The sequence below is a fragment of the Candidatus Krumholzibacteriia bacterium genome, from assembly GCA_029865265.1.
GTDB lineage: Bacteria > Krumholzibacteriota > Krumholzibacteriia > WVZY01 > JAKEHA01 > JAKEHA01.
Window position 1 is genome coordinate 1 of the sequence record JAOUHG010000003.1, and the last position, 20,040, is coordinate 20,040.

A 20,040-nucleotide genomic window follows, 5' to 3' on the forward strand; every position below is an offset into this window, starting at 1 on the left:
AGTCGATGACCTTCGCGCCCTTCGGCACCTCCACCGACGCACCCACAGCCGTGATGCGGTTCCTGTCCACCACGATGGTTCCCTTCTCGATCACCTCGTCGCCCTTCATGGTGATGATGCGTGCATTGGTCAGCGCAACCACCCCGGTGGGCACGTCGGCGTCGAGCACCAGGCCCACGTCGATGCCGGTGGTGTCGGGCGGCGCAATGGAATCCGGCGCCCCGGGCACGAACGCGAAGCTCTCGGCGATGGCGCGGGTGAAGTACTGCGGCCCGATGGTCCAGTGCAGTTTGCTGCTGTCGGACGACCAGTGCAGGTAACTCCCCGCGTCGCGGGTGACCCGCTTGATGGGGATCGCCTTCTCCTTGCCGGAGAGGTCGACTTCCTTGCCCGTCTTCGGGAAGGGGATGACGTAGGCCTGGAAGAGCTCGGTGAACGCCAGCCACTCCTCGTCCGGGCTGGGCAAGTACTGGTTGGCGTACTTGGACGAGAACAACGTGCGCTCGTCGCCGCCGTCCAGGCGCACGCTCTTGTACGCGCTCTTGTTGTCGTCGATGCCTTCCATGAAGTACACGCGCTTGCCGTCACGGCTGAAGCGCGGGCTCTCGCCGCTCTCGCGGATCAGGGTGGCCTCGCCGCCCTCGGCGGGCATCCAGTACAACCCCGGGTCGGTGCCGTGGGTGAAGCCGAGGATCGCGTTGCCACGCCCGCGGTCGAACACGATCTTCGTCCCGTCGGGCGAGTAGCGCGGCGTGTAGTAGAAACCCGGGCGCGTGGTGAGCGTCTTCATGCCGCCGCCGTCGAGCTTCACGCGGTTGATGGAACCGGCGCGGTCGTTGCTCCAGGTCGTATAGACGATCCACTTCGCGTCGGCGCTGAACGACGGGTAATACTCCCAGCGTTCGTCCTTCGTAATCCGCACCGGCTTCCCATCCGGGAGCCTCTTCTTCCAGATGTGCCCCACCGCGCTGAACACGAACCATCTGCCGTCGGGCGAGGTGTCGCCGTGGCGCAGCATCTTCGCCTCGAAGGTCGCCGGGCTCACGTCCTGTTTGAAACGGAGCGCGTCGTTCACCATCTGCGTCGCGTGCACCTGAAAGGGGATGTTGACCGCCTTGCGCGTTGCGATGTCCACGCGGTGGATCCTGCCCTTGGCCCAGATGACGATGGACGTGCCGTCCGGCATCCACTGGAAGTTGGGATACACCCCGAAGGTGGCCCAGGTTTCCATCTGATCGTGGCTCAGGCCGTCCCACACCGGGTACTGGGCGCCGGAGGCGAGGTCGTGGGTGTAGAGCACGGTCTTCGTGCGCACGCGGTGCACGTAGGCAATGGTCTTTCCGTCCGGAGAGACCTGCGGGCGCACGGCGCCGCCGGGGCCGGCGACGATGTTCTTGATCTCGCCGCTCTCGCGGTCGACCCGGCGGATCACGTAGATGTCGCCGTTGGGGTCCTTGTTGTACTGGAAGTACGGACCGGGGCTCGTGTCCTCGCTGAAGTAGACGTAGCGCCCGTCCGGCGACACCCACGGTTCGCCCACGTCCTGCTGGTCGTTGCGGCGCTTGGTGATCTGCAACCCCTCGCCGCCACTCTCGTGGTACAGCCACATCTCGCCCGCACCCAGCGAACGCGTGCTGGTGAAGTGCTTCTTGGCCACGATGTAGTTGCCGTCCGGCGTCCACACGCCGTTGTTTACCAGGCGGAAGTCTTCCTTCGTCACCTGGCGCGGCTCCGAGCCGTCCCGGTTCATGATCCACACGTTGTCGGCGCCATCCTTGTCGGAGGTGTAACAGATGCGCGTGCCGTCGGGCGAGAAGCGCGGCTGCACTTCATAGGCGGGCCCGCCGCGCAGCAGCGTGGCCTTGCCCCCGGAGAGCGGCATGATGTAGATGTCGCCCAGCAGGTCGAAGGCGATCTGCTTCCCGTCCGGGCTCACGTCGAGGTTCATCCAGGTGCCTTCGTCGGTGTCGAACTCGACCGTCTTCGTCGGTCCGAGGGGCGCTTCCACGTCCCACTTCTTCTTGTCGTCGGACTTTGAGTCGGCCGCGTGGGCAACGCCAGCGCTGAGCAGGGCGAGCGCGCAGATCGCGCAAATGATCCTGGCGAACATCGATGGCTCCTTGGGTTTGATCCGGGGTTCGGGGAATCCCGGGAGTGTAGTGCAGGCGGACGCCGGTTTCAAACGCCATCGAAGCCGCGATTGCGGCCCCGGCCCGCCGAACCTATAATAGAAGGGTCGCATCCGGCCCTGGCCGGCTCCGGCGAGGGAAACCAACCATGCCATACCGCGTCTGCGCGTTTCTCCTCCTGCTCGTGGCGCTACCCGCCGCCGGGAGCCACGGGCAGTCCCGCGCACCCGTGAGCCCCGAGCTGCGCGCGACCATCGAACACGCCGCGCCCGCCGATCGTATTGCGGTGTGGGTGTTCCTCTCCGAGAAGGAAAGCGGCCGCCTCGACGAAGCCCGCCGGGCGCTGACACCACACGCCCGCGCCCGCCGCGCGCGCAACCGTGGCACCGCGAATCTCGTCGACGCACGCGACGTCCCCGTGAGCGACGCGTTCATCGACGGGCTGCGCGCCCAGGGAGCCCGCATCCGCCACGTGTCGCGCTGGCTCAACGCCGTTTCCATTGACGCCACCCCGGCGACACTCGAGCGCATCCAGGCGCTCCCCTACGCGCGGCGGCTCGACGTGGTCCGCGCGGGACGCGCACCGCTCCCCCAGCCCACCATCGAGTCACCCCCGCCGCGCTCCCGGGTGTCCACCGCGCTCGACTACGGCGCATCGGGGACCCAAATACAGATGATGGGGGTGGACGCGTTGCACGACCAGGGGCTCGACGGCAGCGGCATCTGGATAGCGATGTTCGACACCGGTTTCAACAACCTGGGCCACGACGCATTCCAGAATCTCGACGTCATGGTGACGCGCGACTTCGTCAACGGCGACAGTCTGGTCAGCGACCAGCCGGGACAGGCCGGCAGCGGCAACCACGGGTGCATGACCCTGAGCACCATCGGCGCCTACGCCCCGGGCAATCTCATCGGGCCCGCCTACGGCGCCACCTACATCCTCGCCAAGACCGAGAACACGGAGTGGGAGCGGCACATGGAAGAGGACGCGTGGGTGGCGGCGGCGGAGTGGGCCGACAGCATCGGCGCCGACATCATATCGAGTTCGCTGGGCTACTCCACCGGGTTCACCAACGGCGAGCCCAGCTACTCGTGGCAGGACATGAACGGCAACACCACCATCGTCACCCTGGGCGCCGACATCGCTGCCAGCCGCGGCATCCTGGTGGTAAACTCCGCGGGCAACGACGGCTTCGTTGCGCTCCCCGCCAACACGCTCATCGGCCCTTCCGACGGCGACAGTGTGCTGTGCGTGGGCGCGGTGGACGCGTTCGGATCGCGGGCGAGTTTCAGTTCGGTGGGGCCCACCTTCGACGGACGCATCAAGCCGGACGTGATGGCCATGGGGTTGAGCGTCACCGTGGCGAGCCCGTTCGACCCGACGAGCTACTTCGGAAACAGCGGGACATCGTTTTCGTGCCCGCTGGTGGCGGGAGCAGCCGCGCTGATCCTGCAGGCACGGCCCGCGGCGAGCAACCAGGCCATCATGGACGCCCTGCGCAGCACCGCGAGCCAGTCGGGAGCGCCCGGTCGCCTGATGGGATGGGGAATCATCGACGCGCCCGCGGCCGCCGACATCATCCCCACCGGCGTGGGGGATGCGCCCGCGCTCGCCGCGCGCGTGGCCATCCGCGCCGCGCGCCCCAACCCGTTCAATCCGGCCACGGTGATCGACTTCCAACTGTCCGCGCCGGGAAGGGTCTCGCTGTCGGTCTACGACGTTACCGGGCGCCTCGTCGACACGCTGCTCGACGATGCCTATCGCAGCGCCGGGGTCCACTCGGAGCGCTACCAGTCCTCGCGCGCAAGCGGGGTCTACTTCGTGAGGCTCACTGCCGGCGGCGAAACGGCCACGCGCAAGGTCGTACTGCTCAAGTAGCGCGCCTGTCAGGGGGTCGATTTCTTCTCGGGGCGAATCATGGCCAGCATCATCTTGAACTGCTCCACCGCCTTCACCGCGTGCGGCCGCCCGCCCGGCATGACGATGGCGTCCCCCGCCCGCAGACGGTGCGGCGTCCCCGCGATGGAGATCTCCACCTCGCCGTCGAGCACATGGACGAGTGCATCGTGCGGAACCGTGTGCTCGCTCAGTTCCTGCCCCGCGTCGAATGCGAAGAGGGTGACCGATCCGGCGGGCTGCTTGATCAGCGTCCGGCTCACCACCGCGCCGGCCTGGTACGCGACCAGTCCGGCGAGCGGACGCGCGTGGCCGTGAATGTCATCGTTCGTTTCCATGCGTCGATGATAGCGCGCGGGGCGTGCGCTGCGAAGCCGGAAAACCCGCGCCGGCACCCGCGGTCAGGACGGCGTGGTCATCAGCGCCGAATGCTCCAGTGGATTGAACGGATCGAAGATGGCGCCGCCCACGGCGAGCACACCCCGCTGCGGGATCCAGAAGTCGCCCAGACGTGCCTGCGGATTCACGGCTCCGGGCGGCCCGAACTCCTCCCCCGCCAGGGCCGCGCGGCTCCCGCCCACCGCCCACACGGTACGCGGACCGGCTATGAAGCGCTGGCGGCTGGGCACGCGACCGGTGAGCCGCACGCGCCCGGCACGCAGCATCACGCCCGCCACCCGCCCCATCGTGCTGAGAACCGCCCGGTTGCGCCACGCGCCGGGCGGCAGTGAGCGCGCCATCGCGTTGAGTGTCCGCGTGGCCGGCGTCGCCACCACCTGCACCTCCCAGTCGAGACGGGCGGCCGGCACCTCCACGGTGAACGCATATTCATCCCGCCACGACAGGTGGATGCCGGTCTCGACCGCCCGGGCACCCGCGGCGCAGAAATAACGCGCGCAGGAAATCGACGCCCCGACGTCCGCGTAGAACGTCCACGCGCCGGACGGCGCGCGGTGCCACACCGACGTGTAGCCGGGCCCCATCGACGACACCTGGAAGCGCCGCATTGCGAGCACGTGTCCGGAACGAAACGGCAGGCCCATGAGCCCGTAGCCGTTGAAGCGTTCGCCGCCGCCGGACGGCAGCGCGGCCGACGCTTCGAGACGCTCGATGAGCTTGCGTGGTGTCATGGCGGAATCATGCGCGGCGGGTCAGCGCCGCTCACGGTCGAGGCGGACGTTCCAGCGCGCCAGCGCCGGACGCGCCACGCCGTCCCCGTCGTACAGGCCGATGTCGCGCCACAGGCGCAGCGTGGCCGCGTCGGGGTGGTTCTTCAGGGTGGACTCCCAGAACACGTCGTAGTCCCGGGAGATGAGCAGGCTCACGAATTGGGCTTCCAGGCGGTCCGACTCGTCGAGCACGAACGAGAGGTACTGCTGTTGATACAGCGTGCCCGAGAGGATCTCGATCGGGTACGGGGCCGCGATGGTCTCGGCCGGCCAGCCCGTCTCGGCGATGGCAAACGGTTTCGATGGCGCGAGATCGCGGATGGCGGAGAAGAACGACGCGGGCAGCAGCGCGGGATCGGCCCTGGATCCGTCCGGGTAGCGGAACGCGTTGCCATACGGATATGCACTCACCGCGACGTAGTCCGTTCCCGGGAGCAGCTGCTGGATGAGCGCGCGCTGGGCGAGGACGTCCACGTAGTATGCGTCGGCCTGGATGGTCTGAAACACCGGCAACGCGGGGTAGGACGCCTTGAGGTCCGCATACACCGAGTCCGCGAGGACGCGGTAGGACTGGTAGAGCGAATCGGCTGCCAGCAGCGCGAACAGGTTCACCTCGACGCCGAAAGCGACATAGTCGGGCCGGAAGGCATCGATCATGATGTGACAGTGGTTGGTGTAGGCCGTGATCACGTCCGGGTGATCGAATCTGCGCGCGTCCCAGGGCGCCTGGAACACCGGACCGGCATCGGTGAGTGTGGGCGCGAGGCGATCGCGCTGGAAGGCGATGGGGGTGACGGCGAGGTACACCTCATGGCCCGCGGGAACGGCACCCGCAATACCGATGACCTCATCGCGGAAGTTCTTCGGGTATGCGTCGAAGTCGTCGGCGAGCGCCGCATCCCACGGAATGCCCGCATCGAAATGCGCCACCAGCATGTCGGCGTCCTTCCCGATCACGTCGAGCGCGGCCAACACACCCGCCGGGGTTCCATCGTGCGGAAAGTAGCCCAGCCCCAGCGCGTAGGAGCGGGTGGGCGGCGCGCCGCCTTCGATGATGGTTTCCTCGGTGCACGCACCGACGGACAGCAGCACAAGACACAACAGGAAGAAAGAAGCTCTCTGGCGGTTCATCGGTATCATCCTGGAGATGGTGGCGCACCGCTACCGCGGCGGGTACTTCTCCGCCAGGCGGCGCACGGTATTCATACCGCGAAATGTCGCGCGCACGCCAAGAGCTTTCTCGAACACCGCGTTGGAGAAGTCAGACTCACTCTGCCGCTTCTTGCACATCCAGTAGACCTCGCTGCCGGTCGCGCGAAAATCGTCGATCGGAGTGCGAAGCGCCCCCAGCGTCCGCACGCCCCGCGCGTCCAGCGGCGCGCGCAGGAAGGCCACGTTCAGCGCGAGCGCCGCGGCCATGGCACCTGCCGCGAAGGGGCGCGCGGCGGCAATGGCGGCCACCTCGGCACGGGTTCGCACAAAGGTGGAAACCTCATAGCCAAACGCTTTTAGAAGCGCTGTTTCAATTCTTTTCTCAAGGGTGGCGGCGCTCATCGCGCGCGTCTCGAACAGGACGTTTCCACTGGCGATGAAGGTCTCCACCGCATCCAGCCCGAGGTCTTCGAAGAGGGCGCGGAGCCGCGCCATGGGCACGGTCCGGCCACCCACGTTGATGGCGCGCAGAAACGCGATGTACCGGGATGCTGCCATGGCGATGGGAAGGACCGGGCGCCCGCGTCATCGCGGGCGCCCGGTGCCGTTGCCTAGGAGTCCGTGTTCAGCCCGCGGCGGTCCAGCAGCGGCCCGATCTCCGGCTCCCGCCCGCGAAACTTCTTGTAGAGCACCATGGGCTCCTCGGTTCCTCCCGCGGACAGGACGTACTTGCGGAACTTGTCCGCGGTCTTCTTGTCGAAGAGCCCGTTTTCCTTGAACGCCTGGAAGGCGTCGGCGTCGACCACTTCCGCCCAGATGTAGCTGTAGTACCCCGCCGAGTAACCGCCCGAGAAGATGTGGCGGAAATACGGACTGCGGTAGCGCGGAACGATCTCAGGGATGAGGCCGATCTGGTTCATGCGCTGGGACTCAAAGGCCATTGCATCCTTCGGCGCGGGCTTCTCCAGCGTGTGCCAGTCCATGTCCAGGAACGACGCGGCCAGATACTCGACCGTCGCAAATCCCTGATTGAAGAGCTTGGCGTTGTTCATCTTCGTGATCAACTCGTCCGGGATCTGCTCGCCGGTCTGATAGTGCCGGGCGTACAGCTTGAGCACCTCCGGCTCCGTGGCCCAGTTCTCGATCACCTGCGACGGCATTTCCACGAAGTCGCGGGCCACGTTGGTTCCCGACAGGCTTCCGTAGGTCACATTGGAGAGCATGCCGTGCAGCGCATGGCCGAACTCGTGGAACAGCGTGGACACCTCGTCCAGCGACAGCAATGCGGGTTCGTCGGAAGTGGCACGGGATACGTTGGATACGTTCACGATGATCGGCACCACGCGCTTGCCGTCCTTGCGCGACTGGCGCCGGTACTCGTTCATCCACGCGCCGTTGCGCTTGCCGGGGCGCGGGTGATAGTCCACATAGTAGATGGCGAGCAGCGACCCGTCTGCGTCGGTCACCTCGAAGGTCCGCACCTCCTCGTTGTACCTGGGCAGATCGAAGCGCTCCTCGAAGGTGATGCCGAACAGCCGCGTCGCCACCTCGAAGGCGCCCGCGCGCACGTCGTCGAGCACGAAGTATGGCCGCAGCACCGAGTCGTCGAAGTCGTAGCGTTGCTTCTTGACGCGTTCGGCGTAGTACCACCAGTCCCACGACGCGATCTTGAAGTTGCCGCCCTCCGCGTCCACCATGGCCTGCATGGCCTCGCGCTCGGAAACCGCGCGCGCCAGCGCCGGGTTCCACAGCTTGTTGAGGAGGTCGTAGACCCGCCCGGGCGTCTTGGCCATGTTGTCGTCGAGCACGTACGCCGCATAGTTCTGGTAGCCGAGCAGCTGGGCACGGCGGAAGCGCAACGTCGACTCTTCCTCGAGGATGGCCTTGTTGTCGTACTCGTCGCCGTGGTTGCCGCGCTCGCAATAGCCCGCGTAGATCTTCTCGCGCAGGGCGCGGTTGTCGGCGTAAGTCAGAAACGGGATCAGGCTGGGCTTGTGCAGCGTGAAGACCCACTTGCCCTCATGGCCGCGCGTCTTCGCCTCCTCGGCCGCCGCCTCCACGTCCTTGGCGGGGAGGCCGGACAGGTCGGCAGGGTTGTCGATCACCAGTTCGAAGCGATTCTCCTCCGCCAGGATGTTCTCGCCGAACTTGAGCGAGAGCACCGAGAGGCGCTCATTGATGCCGCGAAACTCCTCTTTCTCGGCATCCGCCAGGTTGGCGCCGCCGCGCACGAACGCCTTGTAGGACTCCTCCAGCAGACGGCGCTGCTCGGTGCTGAGCTTGAGCTTGTCGCGCTTGTCGTATACCGACTTCACGCGTGCGAACAGCTTGGGGTCGAGGTAGATGTCGTCATTGAGCGCGGAGAGCCTGGGGGCAATCTCACGCGCGATGGCCTGCATCTCGTCGCTGGTCTCGGCCGAATTCAGGTTGAAGAACACGTCCCCAACCCGGTTGAGCAGCTTGCCGCTCTCCTCCATGGCCACCACCGTATTCTCGAAGGTGGGGGCGTCGGCGTTGTCGCGAATCGCCTCGATTTCCTTCTTCTGCTCGGCGATGCCCTTCTCGAAGGCGGGCAGGTAGTGTTCGTTCTTGATGCGGTCGAACGCCGGCACTTCGAACGGCGTGCCGTAGGGCGCGTAGAAGGGATTGTCCTCCGCCCTCGCGTCAGCCATTGCAACGGCCATCACCGCGACCACCAGGAACAGCATGGATTTCTTGAAACCCAGAATCATGTGAGTCTCCTTGATTGTTGTGGCACAAGGCAGGATGGTAGCGCCGTTCGCGGCTCGGCGCCACCCCCGGCTTTGCCCGGGCATTCGCATGGATGCCGCTCGGCTTCAGTCCTCCCTGCCGATGAAACGGTACACCGCGGCACCGAGCACGGCCCCGATGACGGGTGCGACCCAGAACATCCACAGCTGCGCGACTCACCGAGCAGGCCGATTCCCACCCCGGGGAACGCCGCGGCGATGACCGCGCTGCCGCAACCGCCCAGGACCAGCCAGAAGGTTCCGAAGAACTCAGCGCCGAACTGTCTCATCCGTACCACCTCCGTACGTGGGGGGGAGAAACGAGCAACCACACCGGCCACTGTATGGCGGGTGATTGCAGAAGGTCAACGCGTGAAAACTGCGGTTCCGGCAGGCGCTCAGGGCGACGGCGCCCCGTACTGCAGCCGGACGGACGTGGTGCCGTCGCCGCACACCGTCACCACGAACATGTCCCCGAAGGCATCCTCGGCGAGATCGGCCAGTTGCGGGCCGCCGGCGGCGGCCACGATGAGCGGCACCGTGTTGCTGTGTCCGACAATCAGCACCGTGCCCCCGCAATGGTTTTCGAAAACGCTCTTCAGGAGCCCCTCGATATCCTTGCCCGGAAGCACGACGGGGTCGAGGCCCAGTTTTGCGGCGAGTGGCTCGGCGGTGAGGCGGGTACGCTCGGTGTCACTATGATAGATGGCGGTGACGTGCGCCTGCGCCAGCGTGCGGGCGAGATCGCGCGCGCGTTCCACCCCGGCCGGCGACAGCGCGTCATCGCTTCCCTGCCGGTCGGCGTGGCGCACGACGATGAGCGTGGTGGGAAGCCCACAACGGCCCGCATCCACGTCGGCGTTTGCCGGCAGAAGGAACGAAACAAGCGCAAATACTGCGGGTGCAAGGCGGAGCGGCGGTAGCAGGGCTCGCATCATCATTCGTCCTCCGTGCGCAGCATGGCGGTCCAGGTCCCGTCCTGATGCCGCAAGACCTCCACGCTCCACGGCCGGCAACAGATGGGACAGTCCTCCACGTACGCCTGGCGGCTGGAGCCGCCCTCGTCGACGTCGAGTTCGACGAATTCGCCGCAGTAGGGACAGTAGAGTTCGAGGGGTTCTGTCATGCGCCGACCGGCTGCTTACGCTACCGCACCAGCACGGCCTTCGCCGTCTCCGAGTACCCGGCCACCGACACGCGAACGAAGTAGATTCCCGTCGGAACGGCACGGCCCGCGTTATCGCGCCCGTCCCAGACCAGCGAGTGCGGTCCGAGCGCGAGCGGTCCGGAGCGAAGCGTACGCACGCGCCGCCCCGCCACATCGAAGATGTCGATGTCCGCATCGCCCGGCGAAGCCAGTGAGAAACTCACCGCGGCGGAGGACGACATCGGATTGGGGTAAACGCGGGGCGCGGTCAGCGGCGGCGTGCGGTTGCCGACCCCCACCGCCGCGGGGCCGTCGAGCAGGGCCAGGTTGCTGAACGGCTGCCAGTTCATAAAACCGAACGACCCGGCGACACAGATCTTGTTACCGATGGCCAGCACCTCCTTCACCGGTCCGCCGGCGCGTGGATCGAACGCCGTGATCGTCGCCCCGGCCGCATCCACCGCGCCCAGATACGGGCGCGTCGACACGCCGTTCAGCGAGAAGTAGTTCCCGCCGAGATAAATGCTCCCGCCCGAGACCACGACGTCTTCGACGCCGGCACTTGAGCACACCGGCGCCCACGGGAGTAAACCGCCGGTGGTGGCGTCGAAGGCTGCGGTGCGGTTGCGAGGCTGCGAGCCAGGCTGCGCCGTCGTGAAGTTGCCGCCACAATACAGCGTCGAGCCGTCCAGAGCCAGGCTCGTCGCGTAGTCGTTGACGTCGGCGGCAAACGGGAGCGCCGCGCCGGTCGTTGCGTTCAGCGCGGCCAGGCGGTTGTGCGCCGCGCCACCGATGAACGTGAACGCACCGGCCGCATACACTGTGTTGCCCGTGGGCAGAATGTCGAACACGTTCCCGTCGGACCCCGGATTCCAGGCGGTGGTGGTCTTCGTATTGAGGTCGATGGTGGCGATGCGATCCCGCAATTGCCCACCGATCGAGGTAAAGAGCCCCCCGGCGTAGAGCGTGCTGCCGTCGCGCCGTAACACTTCGACGCTGCTGTTGGCCGCGGGATTCCACGCGGTGAGGGCGCCGGTGGTGGCGTCGACCTCCACCAGGTAGCTCCGCGCCTGGCCGCCAAAGGAGGAAAATGTCCCGCCCACCAACACGGTGGCGCCGTTGGGCGCGAGCGCGTACACCCAGGAGTTCCCGCCCGGATTCCACGCCGTGGGGATACCGGTCGCGATATCCAGCGCGGCAATGCTGTTGCGGAGCACACCGCCCACGCCGGTAATGGTGCCGCCGGCGATGACCGACACGCCGTCCGTCTGCAAGAGCCAGACGACACCCGTTGCGTGCGATGTCCACGCGGTCGGAAAGCCGGTGGCGGCATCGATCGCCGCCAGGCGTTGGCGCGGTTGCGACTGCATGGTTGTAAAGTTTCCGCCGGCGTAGATCGTGGAGCCGATCTTCGCGAGTCCGTAGACCGGAGCACTTGCATTTGGGTTCCACGCCGTCGACCCGCCGAACGTGTTGCTGACCGCTGCGATGTAGTTGCGATTGGATCCACCGACCGCGGTGAAGTCGCCGGCGAGATAGATGGTCGACCCGTCGGGGACGATGGCCCACACGTCGCTGTTGGCGTTGGGATTCCAGGTGGCGTCGGCCAGTCCCGTCGCGAGGTCCAGCACGGCGGCGCGGTTGCGATTCTGCGCGCCGACGTTCGAGAAACTTCCGCCGACGTACAGCATCGATCCACTCATCGCCATCGTGTGCACGGGGCCGGTGCTGTTGGGATTCCATGCTGTCGCTGCGCCGGTCACCGCACCGATCCGCGCGATGCGGTTGCGTCCCGTGGCACCGATGGACGTGAACCATCCGCCCACGACCAGGCTGTCGGCCTGCGCAACCATGCACTCCACCAGCCCGTTGGCGTTCGGGTTCCAGCCGGTCAGTGCACCCGTGGTGGCGTCGAGTGCCGCCAGCCGGTTCCGGCCCGTGCTATTGACCTGGGTGAATTCTCCGGCCACGTAAACCGTCGAGCCGATTACCACGATCGCACGCACGGTCTGGTTGGTGGTCGGGTTCCACGCGGGATCCACGGAGCCGTCGGAGAGGACGTGGGCGAGATTCTGATGGAGGACGCCGCCCGCGATGCTGAAACGCCCACCCACGTACCAGCCCCCCGCACCGTCGGGGGCCGCCGCCCGGACACCGCCGGCGACGGCGCTGACGGCGGCGATCCGGCCGAGTGCGAGCGACGAAGCACCGGTGGCGGGGTCGATCGCAACGAGAGCGCCGGTCGGCGGCGCGAGCGTGCGGAAGTTTCCGCCCACATACAGAACACCGTTCTCGGCCGCGAGCGCGACCACATCCCCGTCTCCACCCCAGAGATCCGCCGTGCGGGCGGGTCCGGCTGCAAGACCAACGAGGACGGCGAAGACCAGAGAGCACACGTTCAGGCAGGCACGGACGAGGTTCGGCATTGGGAATCTCCGGAGTCTGCGGCCAGCGTTCCAGGGCACCCGGTTGTCTCAGAGCGGCATCGACGGTGGTGTCGAACGTCCTCCGGACCGGCAGGACACCGTAATAGTCTAGCAGATATTGGCCCCACCCCGCTCGGGGCTCCGGGAGCGGCCACACCCAACGCGGGCCCGACGCGGCCATCGTCATCCCCGCGAAACACGTCATTTAGTGCTTTCCCGGCACGGCCCCTGCCACTAGTCTCGGACAGTCAATTCCGATGGGAAACGGCCCCTTTCTTTGAAGTCTCAAACGAGGAGGACCCATGAGCGCATGGCGAACCGGGAGAGTGGCGTTCCTTACCGTTCTCGTTCTCGTCCTGTTCCAGACCGGCGCATCGCTGGCGCAGGACACGACTCCGCAGGCCTCAACTCCGGCGGACCCGCCCTCGCGGCGAATCGTGGCCTGGACCAATCCCATTCTTCTGGTCTTCGGCTGGTACATGGTGGAGGGCGAGGTTCGTCTGCGGGAGAACCACACTGTCGGCATCTCCGGCTCGTTCCTGGACTTCAAGACCGATGATCCCGGGGACCCGGATTACGAAGAGACGGAGTACTACAGCATCAATCTGTTCTACCGCTACTACCCGAACGCATCCTTCAAGGGGTTCTTCATCGGTGTGCAGATGGGTACCGCGGAGGTGAACCAGAAGGAGAACGTCGAGGACAATTTTGGCATCCCCACCGGCGAGACAGAAGAGACGTCGGGCAACGCCTACAGCGCCGGCGTCCTCATTGGCTACGGCTGGCTGCTCGGGGACGCCCAGCGCATCGCCGTCAGCATGGGCATCGGCGCCAATCGCCTGTTCGGGGGCGATGTGGACGAGGACGCCAACCCGACGGTTCCCGTCATTCGCCTGATCAACGTGGGCATCGCGTTCTGATTCAGACAGCGGCTGGTCCTGACGGAATCCGCCGGGATCAGAAGGACGCGCGGTAGGTGATGTCGAAGCGGGTGGCGGTGACCTTGCCGGGAACCACTGTGACCGGGCAGATCTCCCCCCCGCTGCCGGTGCCGTTCGCGTACAGCAGCGTGTCCTCGACCCCGAAGACGCTGTAAGTGCCCGGCGGGATCCCCGCCTCGAAGAAGCCGAAGCGGTCGGACCGAACCGTCGCAACCAGCGGCGTGGTGACTTCGGTGTAGAAGGAGGCGCCGGGAGCGGGCGTGACGTCGCTCGGCATCGCCAGCTCGTGGATGCGCATCTCGCGAATGGCGGGCGTCACCGTGCCCTGCGGGCACACCGCCTGGAAGTCGCCGTCCCAGAACCACACGTCACCCCACACCCCCTCGGCGATGGTCACACATTCCGGGTTGCGGCCTGGATACCCGCTGGATGGCGCCCCGTCGCAGGGGGCGGTCGCGTCGTCGTTGCAGCCCGCGCAGACGGCGAGCAGCAACACGCCAAGAGAGATTCCCGGGAGTGACACCTTCGGAGGCATGCTACCCCACCCATGCAACCGGGGTGCCAGCCGGGCCGCGGTTGCGGGCCGCGCCACACTTCCCCGCTTTGAGAAATTCCTCCTTGACAGAAAAGACATTTGTCTGTTTACTGCCGGTATGGACATGACGGCCGCGGGGTCCGGCCGGAGCGATGGACGCTCCGAAAGACCCATCTGGAAGGAGGACCGACATGTCCCCAAAGACACCCCCCGGTGAGACCCGGGAGAAGATCTACGAGTTTATGCGCGACCGGCTGCTCGATGGTAACCCGCCGACGGTCCGAGAAGTGCAGGCGCGGTTCGGCTTCAAGGCTGTGCAATCGGCCCAGGCGCACCTCGAGCAGCTGGTCGCGGAGGGACGCCTGGTCAAGCAGCTGGGCGAGTTCAAGGGGCGGGCGCGGGGCTACGCACTCCCCCGCTCCAGCGTGGACTCAGCCGGACCCACCGCGTTCGCGCCGCTGCTCGGTCACATCCAGGCCGGTGGTCTCGAGGCCGCCATCGAGGAGCGCGAGGGCATGGTTCCCGTGCAGCGCGCCGGGCGGCGCAGCGGGAGCGAGAAGCTCTTCGCGCTGCGCGTGCGCGGCGAGAGCATGACCGGCGCGGGCATTCTCCCCGACGACATCGTCATCGTGCGGTCGCAGCCATCCGCGGATGCCGGTGACATCGTCGTGGCCCTGGTGGGCGACGAAGCCACCGTGAAAACACTTCGCTCGAGACGCGGCAAGGTGGTTCTCCAGCCGGAGAACGACGCCTTCGAGCCCATCGTGCTCGACCCGCAGGACTGTCAGATTCTGGGCAAGGTCATCGAGGTACGACGCTACCTCGGTTGAATCCACCGGATCCGCGCGACGTGCACCGCGCGTCTCTCGCCACCTCTTCTGCACCACACGGCGAGAGACGCCGCGGACGCGCGGTCATGTCCTCCGCATTTTCCGCCGTGAAGAGCGCAGCCCCCGTCACACCCGAAGGTGCGAGCGGGGGCTGGCTGCCTTGCCCTCAAGTCAGGCGAAGCGGATTGCCTAGCGGCAGGATCCGTCCTTCAAACGCAGGCGGATCTGCAATGGATTGGTGCACGTGCCGGCACCGCTCTTCTGCCGATACTGGAAACGATGCTGGTAGGTGTTGCCGGACGCGGCGGGACCACTGCGGGGCGCGGTGGTGACGCCAAACCCGTGGCGGAACTTGAAACCCGATCCGTCGAGAGGACGGATCCAATCCTCGTCCTGGCCGTTGGGAATGCCGTCTCCGTCGTGGTCGTTGACCCAGGCGAACCCGTGCCCGAAAGCGGAAGCCGCCGACGCGGCCGGTACTACGCCGACGAGCACGATCAGTGCGATCGCCAGCAGAATGAAATTCCGATGCATTGCTTGCTCCTCCTTGGCGGCCGTCCGGAGGAACATCAATCCCTGTGCCACGCTTGGGGGCTTGGCGCAACTGATTACCGTGGCACAAGTTGAAGATCAAGTCGCTCGTGCACCGGAGATCGGGAGCGAACGCGTGCGTACACGTGATGCCGGAATTGAACGTTGCGGTTCATCGGGGCGGTCCGTTCCGGCGACCGGTTCGTCACAGCGCGCACGGTGCGCGCCCGTCAATCCCCCTGCTTATGCCGCTCCAGCCATTCCAGAATCGCGCGAACGCTGCCGGTGGCCAGTCCGATGCTCGTATCCGCAGCACCATAGTAGATCCGAATCGTGTCGCCGTCGGGAGCGAGTGTGGCACCGCACGGAAACACCACATTGCCGACATCTCCGACGCGCTCGTACGGTTCCCGCGGGCCGAACACCCATTCATCGCCGCGCCTGATGCAGCGCTCCGGGTTGCGCAGATCGAACAACGCCACGCCAACCCGGTAGATCGACCCGGATGCGGTCCTGCGCACGCCGTGGTAGATTACCAGCCAGCCGTGGGGCGTTTCGATGGGGGGGGGCGACAGTCCAATCTTGTTTGCGTCCCACCAACCACCGCTGCGGGCGGCCAGCATCAGCCCGTGACTTCCCCAGTGTTTCAGGTCCGTCGAGTAGGAAATCCACATGTGTCCGCTGTTCCCGCTGGCCGGGCGATGAATCAGCGCCCAGCGGCCGTTAATGCGACGCGGCAGCAGTGCCGCGTCCTTGTCATCCGGCGCCATGACCATGCCGTATCGCTCGAAGGTTCGAAAGTCCTCCGTGAGAGCCAGCGCCACCCCCGGACCGTTGCTCGAGAAGGCTGTATAGGTGACCGCGTACCTCTCAAGCTCGGGAACGTAGACGATGCGCGGGTCTTCCACGCCCCACAACTCCTCTGGGAAGTGTTCCGGATCCGCGGGAAGTGTCGGGGTGACATCGACCTTCCACCCATCCTCGCCATTCGCGGAGCGGGCCGCGCACAGGTGCGAATGTCCGCGGTAGTCTTCAACGCGACACAGCAGAAGTGTGCTTCCGTCGCGCAGCAGGGTGGCCCCGGGGTTGAACACGCTGTGCACCGGGTAGGGCCAGTCGGTGGCGCTCAGGATGGGATTGTGCCCGTGGCGTTCAAACAGTTGCGGATGGTGTCTTTTCACTCGGTTGTACCTTGGGTTTGGGGGTTTCTTGAACGGCAGGTGCGGGCGTTGCCTCGACAGGCGTACTCTGTGCCAGTCGCAGCTCCAGCAAGGATTGCAGAAACGCCAGCGTTGACTCGGCGCCCTGGTTCTCGTTTACCCGGTCGGGATGCAGGCCGTCCCGGCACCCGCCGGTGGTGGGATCGTAGATGGGCAAATTGAGATCGTTACGCCCGAGGAACCACTCGAAGGCGCGGCGGGCCTCCTTGCGCCACCGTTTGTCGCCTGTCAACCGCTGCGCTTCCAGGCACGCGGATACCATCGCCTGGGCCTCCACCGGCTGCTGATCAAACAGCGCCCGCTCTCCCCCCATCGGATAGAATCCGTTCGAACCGACGGGAACAAAGTGATGGCTGTCCGTGTCCGCGCGTTGCAGGTCGGCCAGCCAGTTCAACGATTCCAGGCCCGCCTCTGTCATCTCGGCGTCGGGTATCGCCCGGCCACACAGAAGCAGGGCATGCGGGAGCGCAGCGTTGCAGTACGTCAGCCGGTCTTCGAACCAGCGCCATTCGTCCGTGCGGTGGTCCTTGTACAGCGTCAGCAACCGGTCCGCCAGTTCCTTGCGCACCTGGCCGACCCGGCGGTCGCCCGCAAAGCGTTGCAGATACTCCTGGATGCCGAGGAGCGCGAAGGCCCACGCGCGCGGGCTGGTGGTCTTGAGGATGGCGGGCAGGGCCCGCTCGAATACCTTCCCGGCCATGCTGTGCAGGGATGGCGAGTTGGAATGGCCCAACACCGTGCCCAGCGCCCACAAGGTGCGGCCGTGACTGTCGTCTGAGCCGACGTCTTCCAGCCAGTTGCGCTGGTAATCCATGAAGTTGCGAAAGCGGCCGTTCTCGTCGTGGAACGCGAACAGGATGAACGCGAGATAGCGGGAGGCAAGTTCGACGGCTTCCCGGTTGCCCAGCGCTTCCAGCAGGGCACTCACCATGAGCGCGCGGGCGTTGTCGTCGGTGGTGTAGCCCTCGCGATAGTTGGGCACGGTGAAGATCGCGTGCTGCAGCATGCCGGTCTCGTCCGTCATGTGGTGCAGGTGATCGAGTTTCAGTGGCGGAAGTTCGCCGGGACGCTTGTCGAGCGGCTTCACCGCAAAGTCCGTCGAGGCAAAGTAGCGGCGCTCCGTGCGGGCGCGGGCAAAACTCTCCATGTAGCGGCTCGCCACCACCGGCCAGATCATCGCCCTCCCGAACAGATACGCCTTCTTGCGCATGGCGTGACGCGTCGCATCGTCGTCCAGCAGGTCGCTCACCTTCGCGGCCAGCGCGGCGGGATCACGAAACGGGACCAGCGCTCCGCGACCATCGGCCAGCAACTCCTGCGCGTACCAGTACGGCGTCGAAATCACCGCCTTGCCCGCTCCCACGGTGTAGGCCAGCGTTCCCGACGTAATCTGCGCTTCATCGAGATAAGGCGTGACGTAGATGTCCGCGGCGCTTATGAACTCGAGCAGTTCCTCCAGGCTCACAAAGCGATTGAGGAAGATCACCTGGCCTTCAACGCCCTTGTCCTGGGCCATCCACTGCAGTGACAAGCGGTACAGCTCGCCGTCATTTCGCCGCACGTGCGGGTGGGTGGCACCGAGAATCATGTACACAACGTCGGGGTGCCGGGCCAGGATGGCGGGCAGCGCCGCGATCACGTTCTCGATCCCCTTGTTGGGAGACAGCAGCCCAAAGCTCAGCAGAACGGTCTTGCCTTCGACGCCGAACAGATCCTTGTGGAAACTCGGATCCACAAATGGAACATCCGGGATGCCGTGGGGGATCTCATCGATCTTGTCGGGTGTCACATCATAGATATCCCGCAGGAATTCGGCTCCGCGATGGCTCATCACGACCACCCGATCGGACAGGGCTGCTATTTCCCGCAGGACCCGCAGCTGATCGGGGTCGGGGTTGCGCAGGATGGTGTGAAGCGTGGTGACGATGGGCATGCGCAATTCGCGCAGGAGAGCAAGAATGTGGCTCCCCGCCCGTCCGCCAAAGATGCCGTACTCGTGCTGCAGACACACGACATCGACGTTGTTGATATTGAGAAAATCCGCCGCGCGACGATAGGATTCGATGTCCTTTTCCGTCAGTTCAAAACGGACCCGGGGCGGATAGGCGTAACCGGTCTCGACATCGTTCACCGGGAGGGCGATGCAGGAGGTCTTGCTGTACTGTCCGGCGATCGCCTCGCACAAATCGGTGGTGAAGGTGGCGATGCCACATTGTCGCGGCAAATAGTTGCCAATAAAGCAGATGCGCTTGATGGCGGAGTTGCTGGAGTCGCGCTGCATGACGATCGTCTCGTTTCTGGCAGCCGCTTCTTGTTTTCAGGTGTCTGGCTCGTGAACGCAAGAAGGCGGTTGCCTGGTAACCGCCTCTGCCATACCCAGAAAAGATGGGCCGAGTGCTCTCTGTTTGGAAAGTGAGTCGGTGGTATAACCACCATAACAGATGGTGGCAGGGGGGCATAGCTCCTTAATCCCTCGCCCCCCAACCCCTCGTGCCTGTCCCCTGTCCAACCCCCAAGATAAAGCCCCTTGTCAAACAAGACAATTGTCTGTTTACTACTGGTGTCGTCGCGGCGCGGGATGCACCACTTAACCTCCAGCCCGGACGGCAACTGCCATGAGTGTTCTTTCCTCAGCACCACTGACCCACGTTCTGTCCCGGCTGGGCCTGCACCAGGGCCCGGCCGGGACTCCCACCTCCCGCGAGTGGACGCTCGACGCCCTCGCCGGCCGCATGGTGGAGATATCGAGCGCACAGACCAGTGCCTCCCTCACGGCAGCCACCCGCTTGATTCTCGAGGCACAGGAACGCGGCGAACCCGCCGCCTGGATCGCCTCCGGCAGCTCCTGCTTCTATCCCCCGGACGTCGCCGCCTCCGGCGTGGACCTGGACGCGCTGATCGTCGTCCGCAGCGGCGACACGGCGCGCACCGCGCGCGCGGCCGACCACCTGCTGCGCTCCGGCGGCTTCGGGGTGCTCATTCTGGACCTGTGCGAGGACGCCCGGCTGCGCATGTCGGTGCAGAGCCGCCTCTCGGGGCTTGCCAACACGCACAGGAGCGCGGTCGTCTGTCTCACGCGCAAGCGTGCCGACGCCCCCTCCATTGGATCGCTGGTTTCCATCCGCGGCGAAACCAGTGTCGCACGCACGGAATTCGACTCGTTCGCGTGGGAGATAAACGTCATCAAGGACAAGCGCCGCGGACCCGGCTGGCGTCATGCCGGCGCATGCCGTGGCCCGGACGGATTGCATTAGGAATAGCGGGTCGCGAGATTTCCGACGCGATTTCCGCAGCCATGAAAAGGAGCCGC

17 protein-coding genes and 1 pseudogene are annotated in these 20,040 nt (G+C 65.8%); 4 read left to right on the forward strand and 14 right to left on the reverse strand.

The window, feature by feature from the left end; translation table 11 throughout:
• Window positions 1-2,110: amidohydrolase (locus OEX18_02295; protein ID MDH4336091.1), on the reverse strand; the 2,110-nt coding region annotated here is incomplete at its 3' end.
• Between the two features lie 167 nt (window positions 2,111-2,277).
• On the opposite strand from OEX18_02295, the gene OEX18_02300 reads away from it, so the two are divergent.
• Complete coding sequence (locus OEX18_02300; GenBank protein ID MDH4336092.1) at window positions 2,278-4,011, forward strand: S8 family peptidase; 1,734 nt, start codon at window positions 2,278-2,280, stop codon at window positions 4,009-4,011.
• A gap of 8 nt (window positions 4,012-4,019) precedes the next feature.
• Here the strand turns inward: OEX18_02300 and OEX18_02305 are convergent, their stop codons facing one another.
• The 9 genes and pseudogenes from OEX18_02305 to OEX18_02345 form a co-directional block, all read right to left on the reverse strand.
• Window positions 4,020-4,367, reverse strand: coding sequence for a cupin domain-containing protein (locus OEX18_02305; protein MDH4336093.1), 348 nt, complete (start codon window positions 4,365-4,367; stop codon window positions 4,020-4,022).
• A 63-nt stretch (window positions 4,368-4,430) separates the two neighbouring features.
• The gene (locus OEX18_02310; protein ID MDH4336094.1) at window positions 4,431-5,159 is read right to left on the reverse strand and encodes a hypothetical protein; all 729 of its coding nucleotides are present in this window, start codon (window positions 5,157-5,159) and stop codon (window positions 4,431-4,433) included.
• A 21-nt stretch (window positions 5,160-5,180) separates the two neighbouring features.
• On the reverse strand, window positions 5,181-6,329 hold the full coding sequence (locus OEX18_02315) for a hypothetical protein (protein ID MDH4336095.1): 1,149 nt from the start codon (window positions 6,327-6,329) through the stop codon (window positions 5,181-5,183).
• A 30-nt stretch (window positions 6,330-6,359) separates the two neighbouring features.
• On the reverse strand, window positions 6,360-6,908 hold the full coding sequence (locus OEX18_02320) for a DUF1697 domain-containing protein (GenBank protein ID MDH4336096.1): 549 nt from the start codon (window positions 6,906-6,908) through the stop codon (window positions 6,360-6,362).
• A 53-nt stretch (window positions 6,909-6,961) separates the two neighbouring features.
• Window positions 6,962-9,082, reverse strand: coding sequence for a M3 family metallopeptidase (locus OEX18_02325; protein ID MDH4336097.1), 2,121 nt, complete (start codon window positions 9,080-9,082; stop codon window positions 6,962-6,964).
• Between the two features lie 173 nt (window positions 9,083-9,255).
• Window positions 9,256-9,390 (reverse strand): annotated as a pseudogene (locus OEX18_02330) (aquaporin).
• Window positions 9,391-9,498: 108 nt separating this feature from the next.
• On the reverse strand, window positions 9,499-10,041 hold the full coding sequence (locus tag OEX18_02335; GenBank protein ID MDH4336098.1) for a histidine phosphatase family protein: 543 nt from the start codon (window positions 10,039-10,041) through the stop codon (window positions 9,499-9,501).
• Complete coding sequence (locus tag OEX18_02340; GenBank protein MDH4336099.1) at window positions 10,038-10,226, reverse strand: CPXCG motif-containing cysteine-rich protein; 189 nt, start codon at window positions 10,224-10,226, stop codon at window positions 10,038-10,040. Before OEX18_02340 ends, OEX18_02335 begins: the two co-directional genes overlap by 4 nt.
• A gap of 20 nt (window positions 10,227-10,246) precedes the next feature.
• Window positions 10,247-12,673, reverse strand: coding sequence for a T9SS type A sorting domain-containing protein (locus OEX18_02345; GenBank protein MDH4336100.1), 2,427 nt, complete (start codon window positions 12,671-12,673; stop codon window positions 10,247-10,249).
• A 302-nt stretch (window positions 12,674-12,975) separates the two neighbouring features.
• Here OEX18_02345 and OEX18_02350 point away from each other — a divergent pair, with 302 nt between their 5' ends.
• Complete coding sequence (locus tag OEX18_02350; protein MDH4336101.1) at window positions 12,976-13,593, forward strand: DUF3575 domain-containing protein; 618 nt, start codon at window positions 12,976-12,978, stop codon at window positions 13,591-13,593.
• 37 nt (window positions 13,594-13,630) lie between these two features.
• Here OEX18_02350 and OEX18_02355 read toward each other — a convergent pair whose 3' ends face one another.
• Window positions 13,631-14,149 (reverse strand): hypothetical protein, encoded by a 519-nt coding sequence (locus OEX18_02355; GenBank protein ID MDH4336102.1) that lies wholly within the window; start codon window positions 14,147-14,149, stop codon window positions 13,631-13,633.
• A gap of 191 nt (window positions 14,150-14,340) precedes the next feature.
• Between OEX18_02355 and lexA the strand changes: the two genes are divergently transcribed.
• A complete protein-coding gene (lexA, locus tag OEX18_02360; protein MDH4336103.1) occupies window positions 14,341-14,979 on the forward strand; it encodes a transcriptional repressor LexA in 639 nt (212 codons plus the stop codon).
• A gap of 189 nt (window positions 14,980-15,168) precedes the next feature.
• Here the strand turns inward: lexA and OEX18_02365 are convergent, their stop codons facing one another.
• From OEX18_02365 to OEX18_02375, 3 genes are all read right to left on the reverse strand, one after another.
• Complete coding sequence (locus tag OEX18_02365) at window positions 15,169-15,513, reverse strand: hypothetical protein (protein MDH4336104.1); 345 nt, start codon at window positions 15,511-15,513, stop codon at window positions 15,169-15,171.
• Between the two features lie 227 nt (window positions 15,514-15,740).
• Complete coding sequence (locus OEX18_02370; protein MDH4336105.1) at window positions 15,741-16,691, reverse strand: glycosidase; 951 nt, start codon at window positions 16,689-16,691, stop codon at window positions 15,741-15,743.
• A complete protein-coding gene (locus OEX18_02375) occupies window positions 16,663-19,011 on the reverse strand; it encodes a glycosyltransferase family 4 protein (GenBank protein MDH4336106.1) in 2,349 nt (782 codons plus the stop codon). The genes OEX18_02370 and OEX18_02375 overlap by 29 nt, the downstream gene beginning before the upstream one ends.
• A 334-nt stretch (window positions 19,012-19,345) precedes the next feature.
• On the opposite strand from OEX18_02375, the gene OEX18_02380 reads away from it, so the two are divergent.
• Window positions 19,346-19,984 carry a DNA recombination/repair protein RecA gene (locus OEX18_02380; GenBank protein ID MDH4336107.1) on the forward strand — a complete coding sequence of 213 codons (639 nt, stop codon included), beginning with the start codon at window positions 19,346-19,348 and terminating at the stop codon, window positions 19,982-19,984.
• The last annotated feature ends 56 nt before the right edge of the window (window positions 19,985-20,040 follow it).

Excerpts from the sequence above, each read along its gene's own strand:
- OEX18_02300 (MDH4336092.1), top strand. The coding sequence starts at position 2,278 with ATGCCATACCGCGTCTGCGCGTTTCTCCTCCTGCTCGTGGCGCTACCC.
- OEX18_02305 (MDH4336093.1), bottom strand. The coding sequence starts at position 4,367 with ATGGAAACGAACGATGACATTCACGGCCACGCGCGTCCGCTCGCCGGA.
- OEX18_02310 (MDH4336094.1), bottom strand. The coding sequence starts at position 5,159 with ATGACACCACGCAAGCTCATCGAGCGTCTCGAAGCGTCGGCCGCGCTG.
- OEX18_02315 (MDH4336095.1), bottom strand. The coding sequence starts at position 6,329 with ATGAACCGCCAGAGAGCTTCTTTCTTCCTGTTGTGTCTTGTGCTGCTG.
- OEX18_02320 (MDH4336096.1), bottom strand. The coding sequence starts at position 6,908 with ATGGCAGCATCCCGGTACATCGCGTTTCTGCGCGCCATCAACGTGGGT.
- OEX18_02325 (MDH4336097.1), bottom strand. The coding sequence starts at position 9,082 with ATGATTCTGGGTTTCAAGAAATCCATGCTGTTCCTGGTGGTCGCGGTG.
- OEX18_02335 (MDH4336098.1), bottom strand. The coding sequence starts at position 10,041 with ATGATGATGCGAGCCCTGCTACCGCCGCTCCGCCTTGCACCCGCAGTA.
- OEX18_02340 (MDH4336099.1), bottom strand. The coding sequence starts at position 10,226 with ATGACAGAACCCCTCGAACTCTACTGTCCCTACTGCGGCGAATTCGTC.
- OEX18_02345 (MDH4336100.1), bottom strand. The coding sequence starts at position 12,673 with ATGCCGAACCTCGTCCGTGCCTGCCTGAACGTGTGCTCTCTGGTCTTC.
- OEX18_02350 (MDH4336101.1), top strand. The coding sequence starts at position 12,976 with ATGAGCGCATGGCGAACCGGGAGAGTGGCGTTCCTTACCGTTCTCGTT.
- OEX18_02355 (MDH4336102.1), bottom strand. The coding sequence starts at position 14,149 with ATGCCTCCGAAGGTGTCACTCCCGGGAATCTCTCTTGGCGTGTTGCTG.
- lexA (MDH4336103.1), top strand. The coding sequence starts at position 14,341 with ATGTCCCCAAAGACACCCCCCGGTGAGACCCGGGAGAAGATCTACGAG.
- OEX18_02365 (MDH4336104.1), bottom strand. The coding sequence starts at position 15,513 with ATGCATCGGAATTTCATTCTGCTGGCGATCGCACTGATCGTGCTCGTC.
- OEX18_02375 (MDH4336106.1), bottom strand. The coding sequence starts at position 19,011 with ATGCAGCGCGACTCCAGCAACTCCGCCATCAAGCGCATCTGCTTTATT.
- OEX18_02380 (MDH4336107.1), top strand. The coding sequence starts at position 19,346 with ATGAGTGTTCTTTCCTCAGCACCACTGACCCACGTTCTGTCCCGGCTG.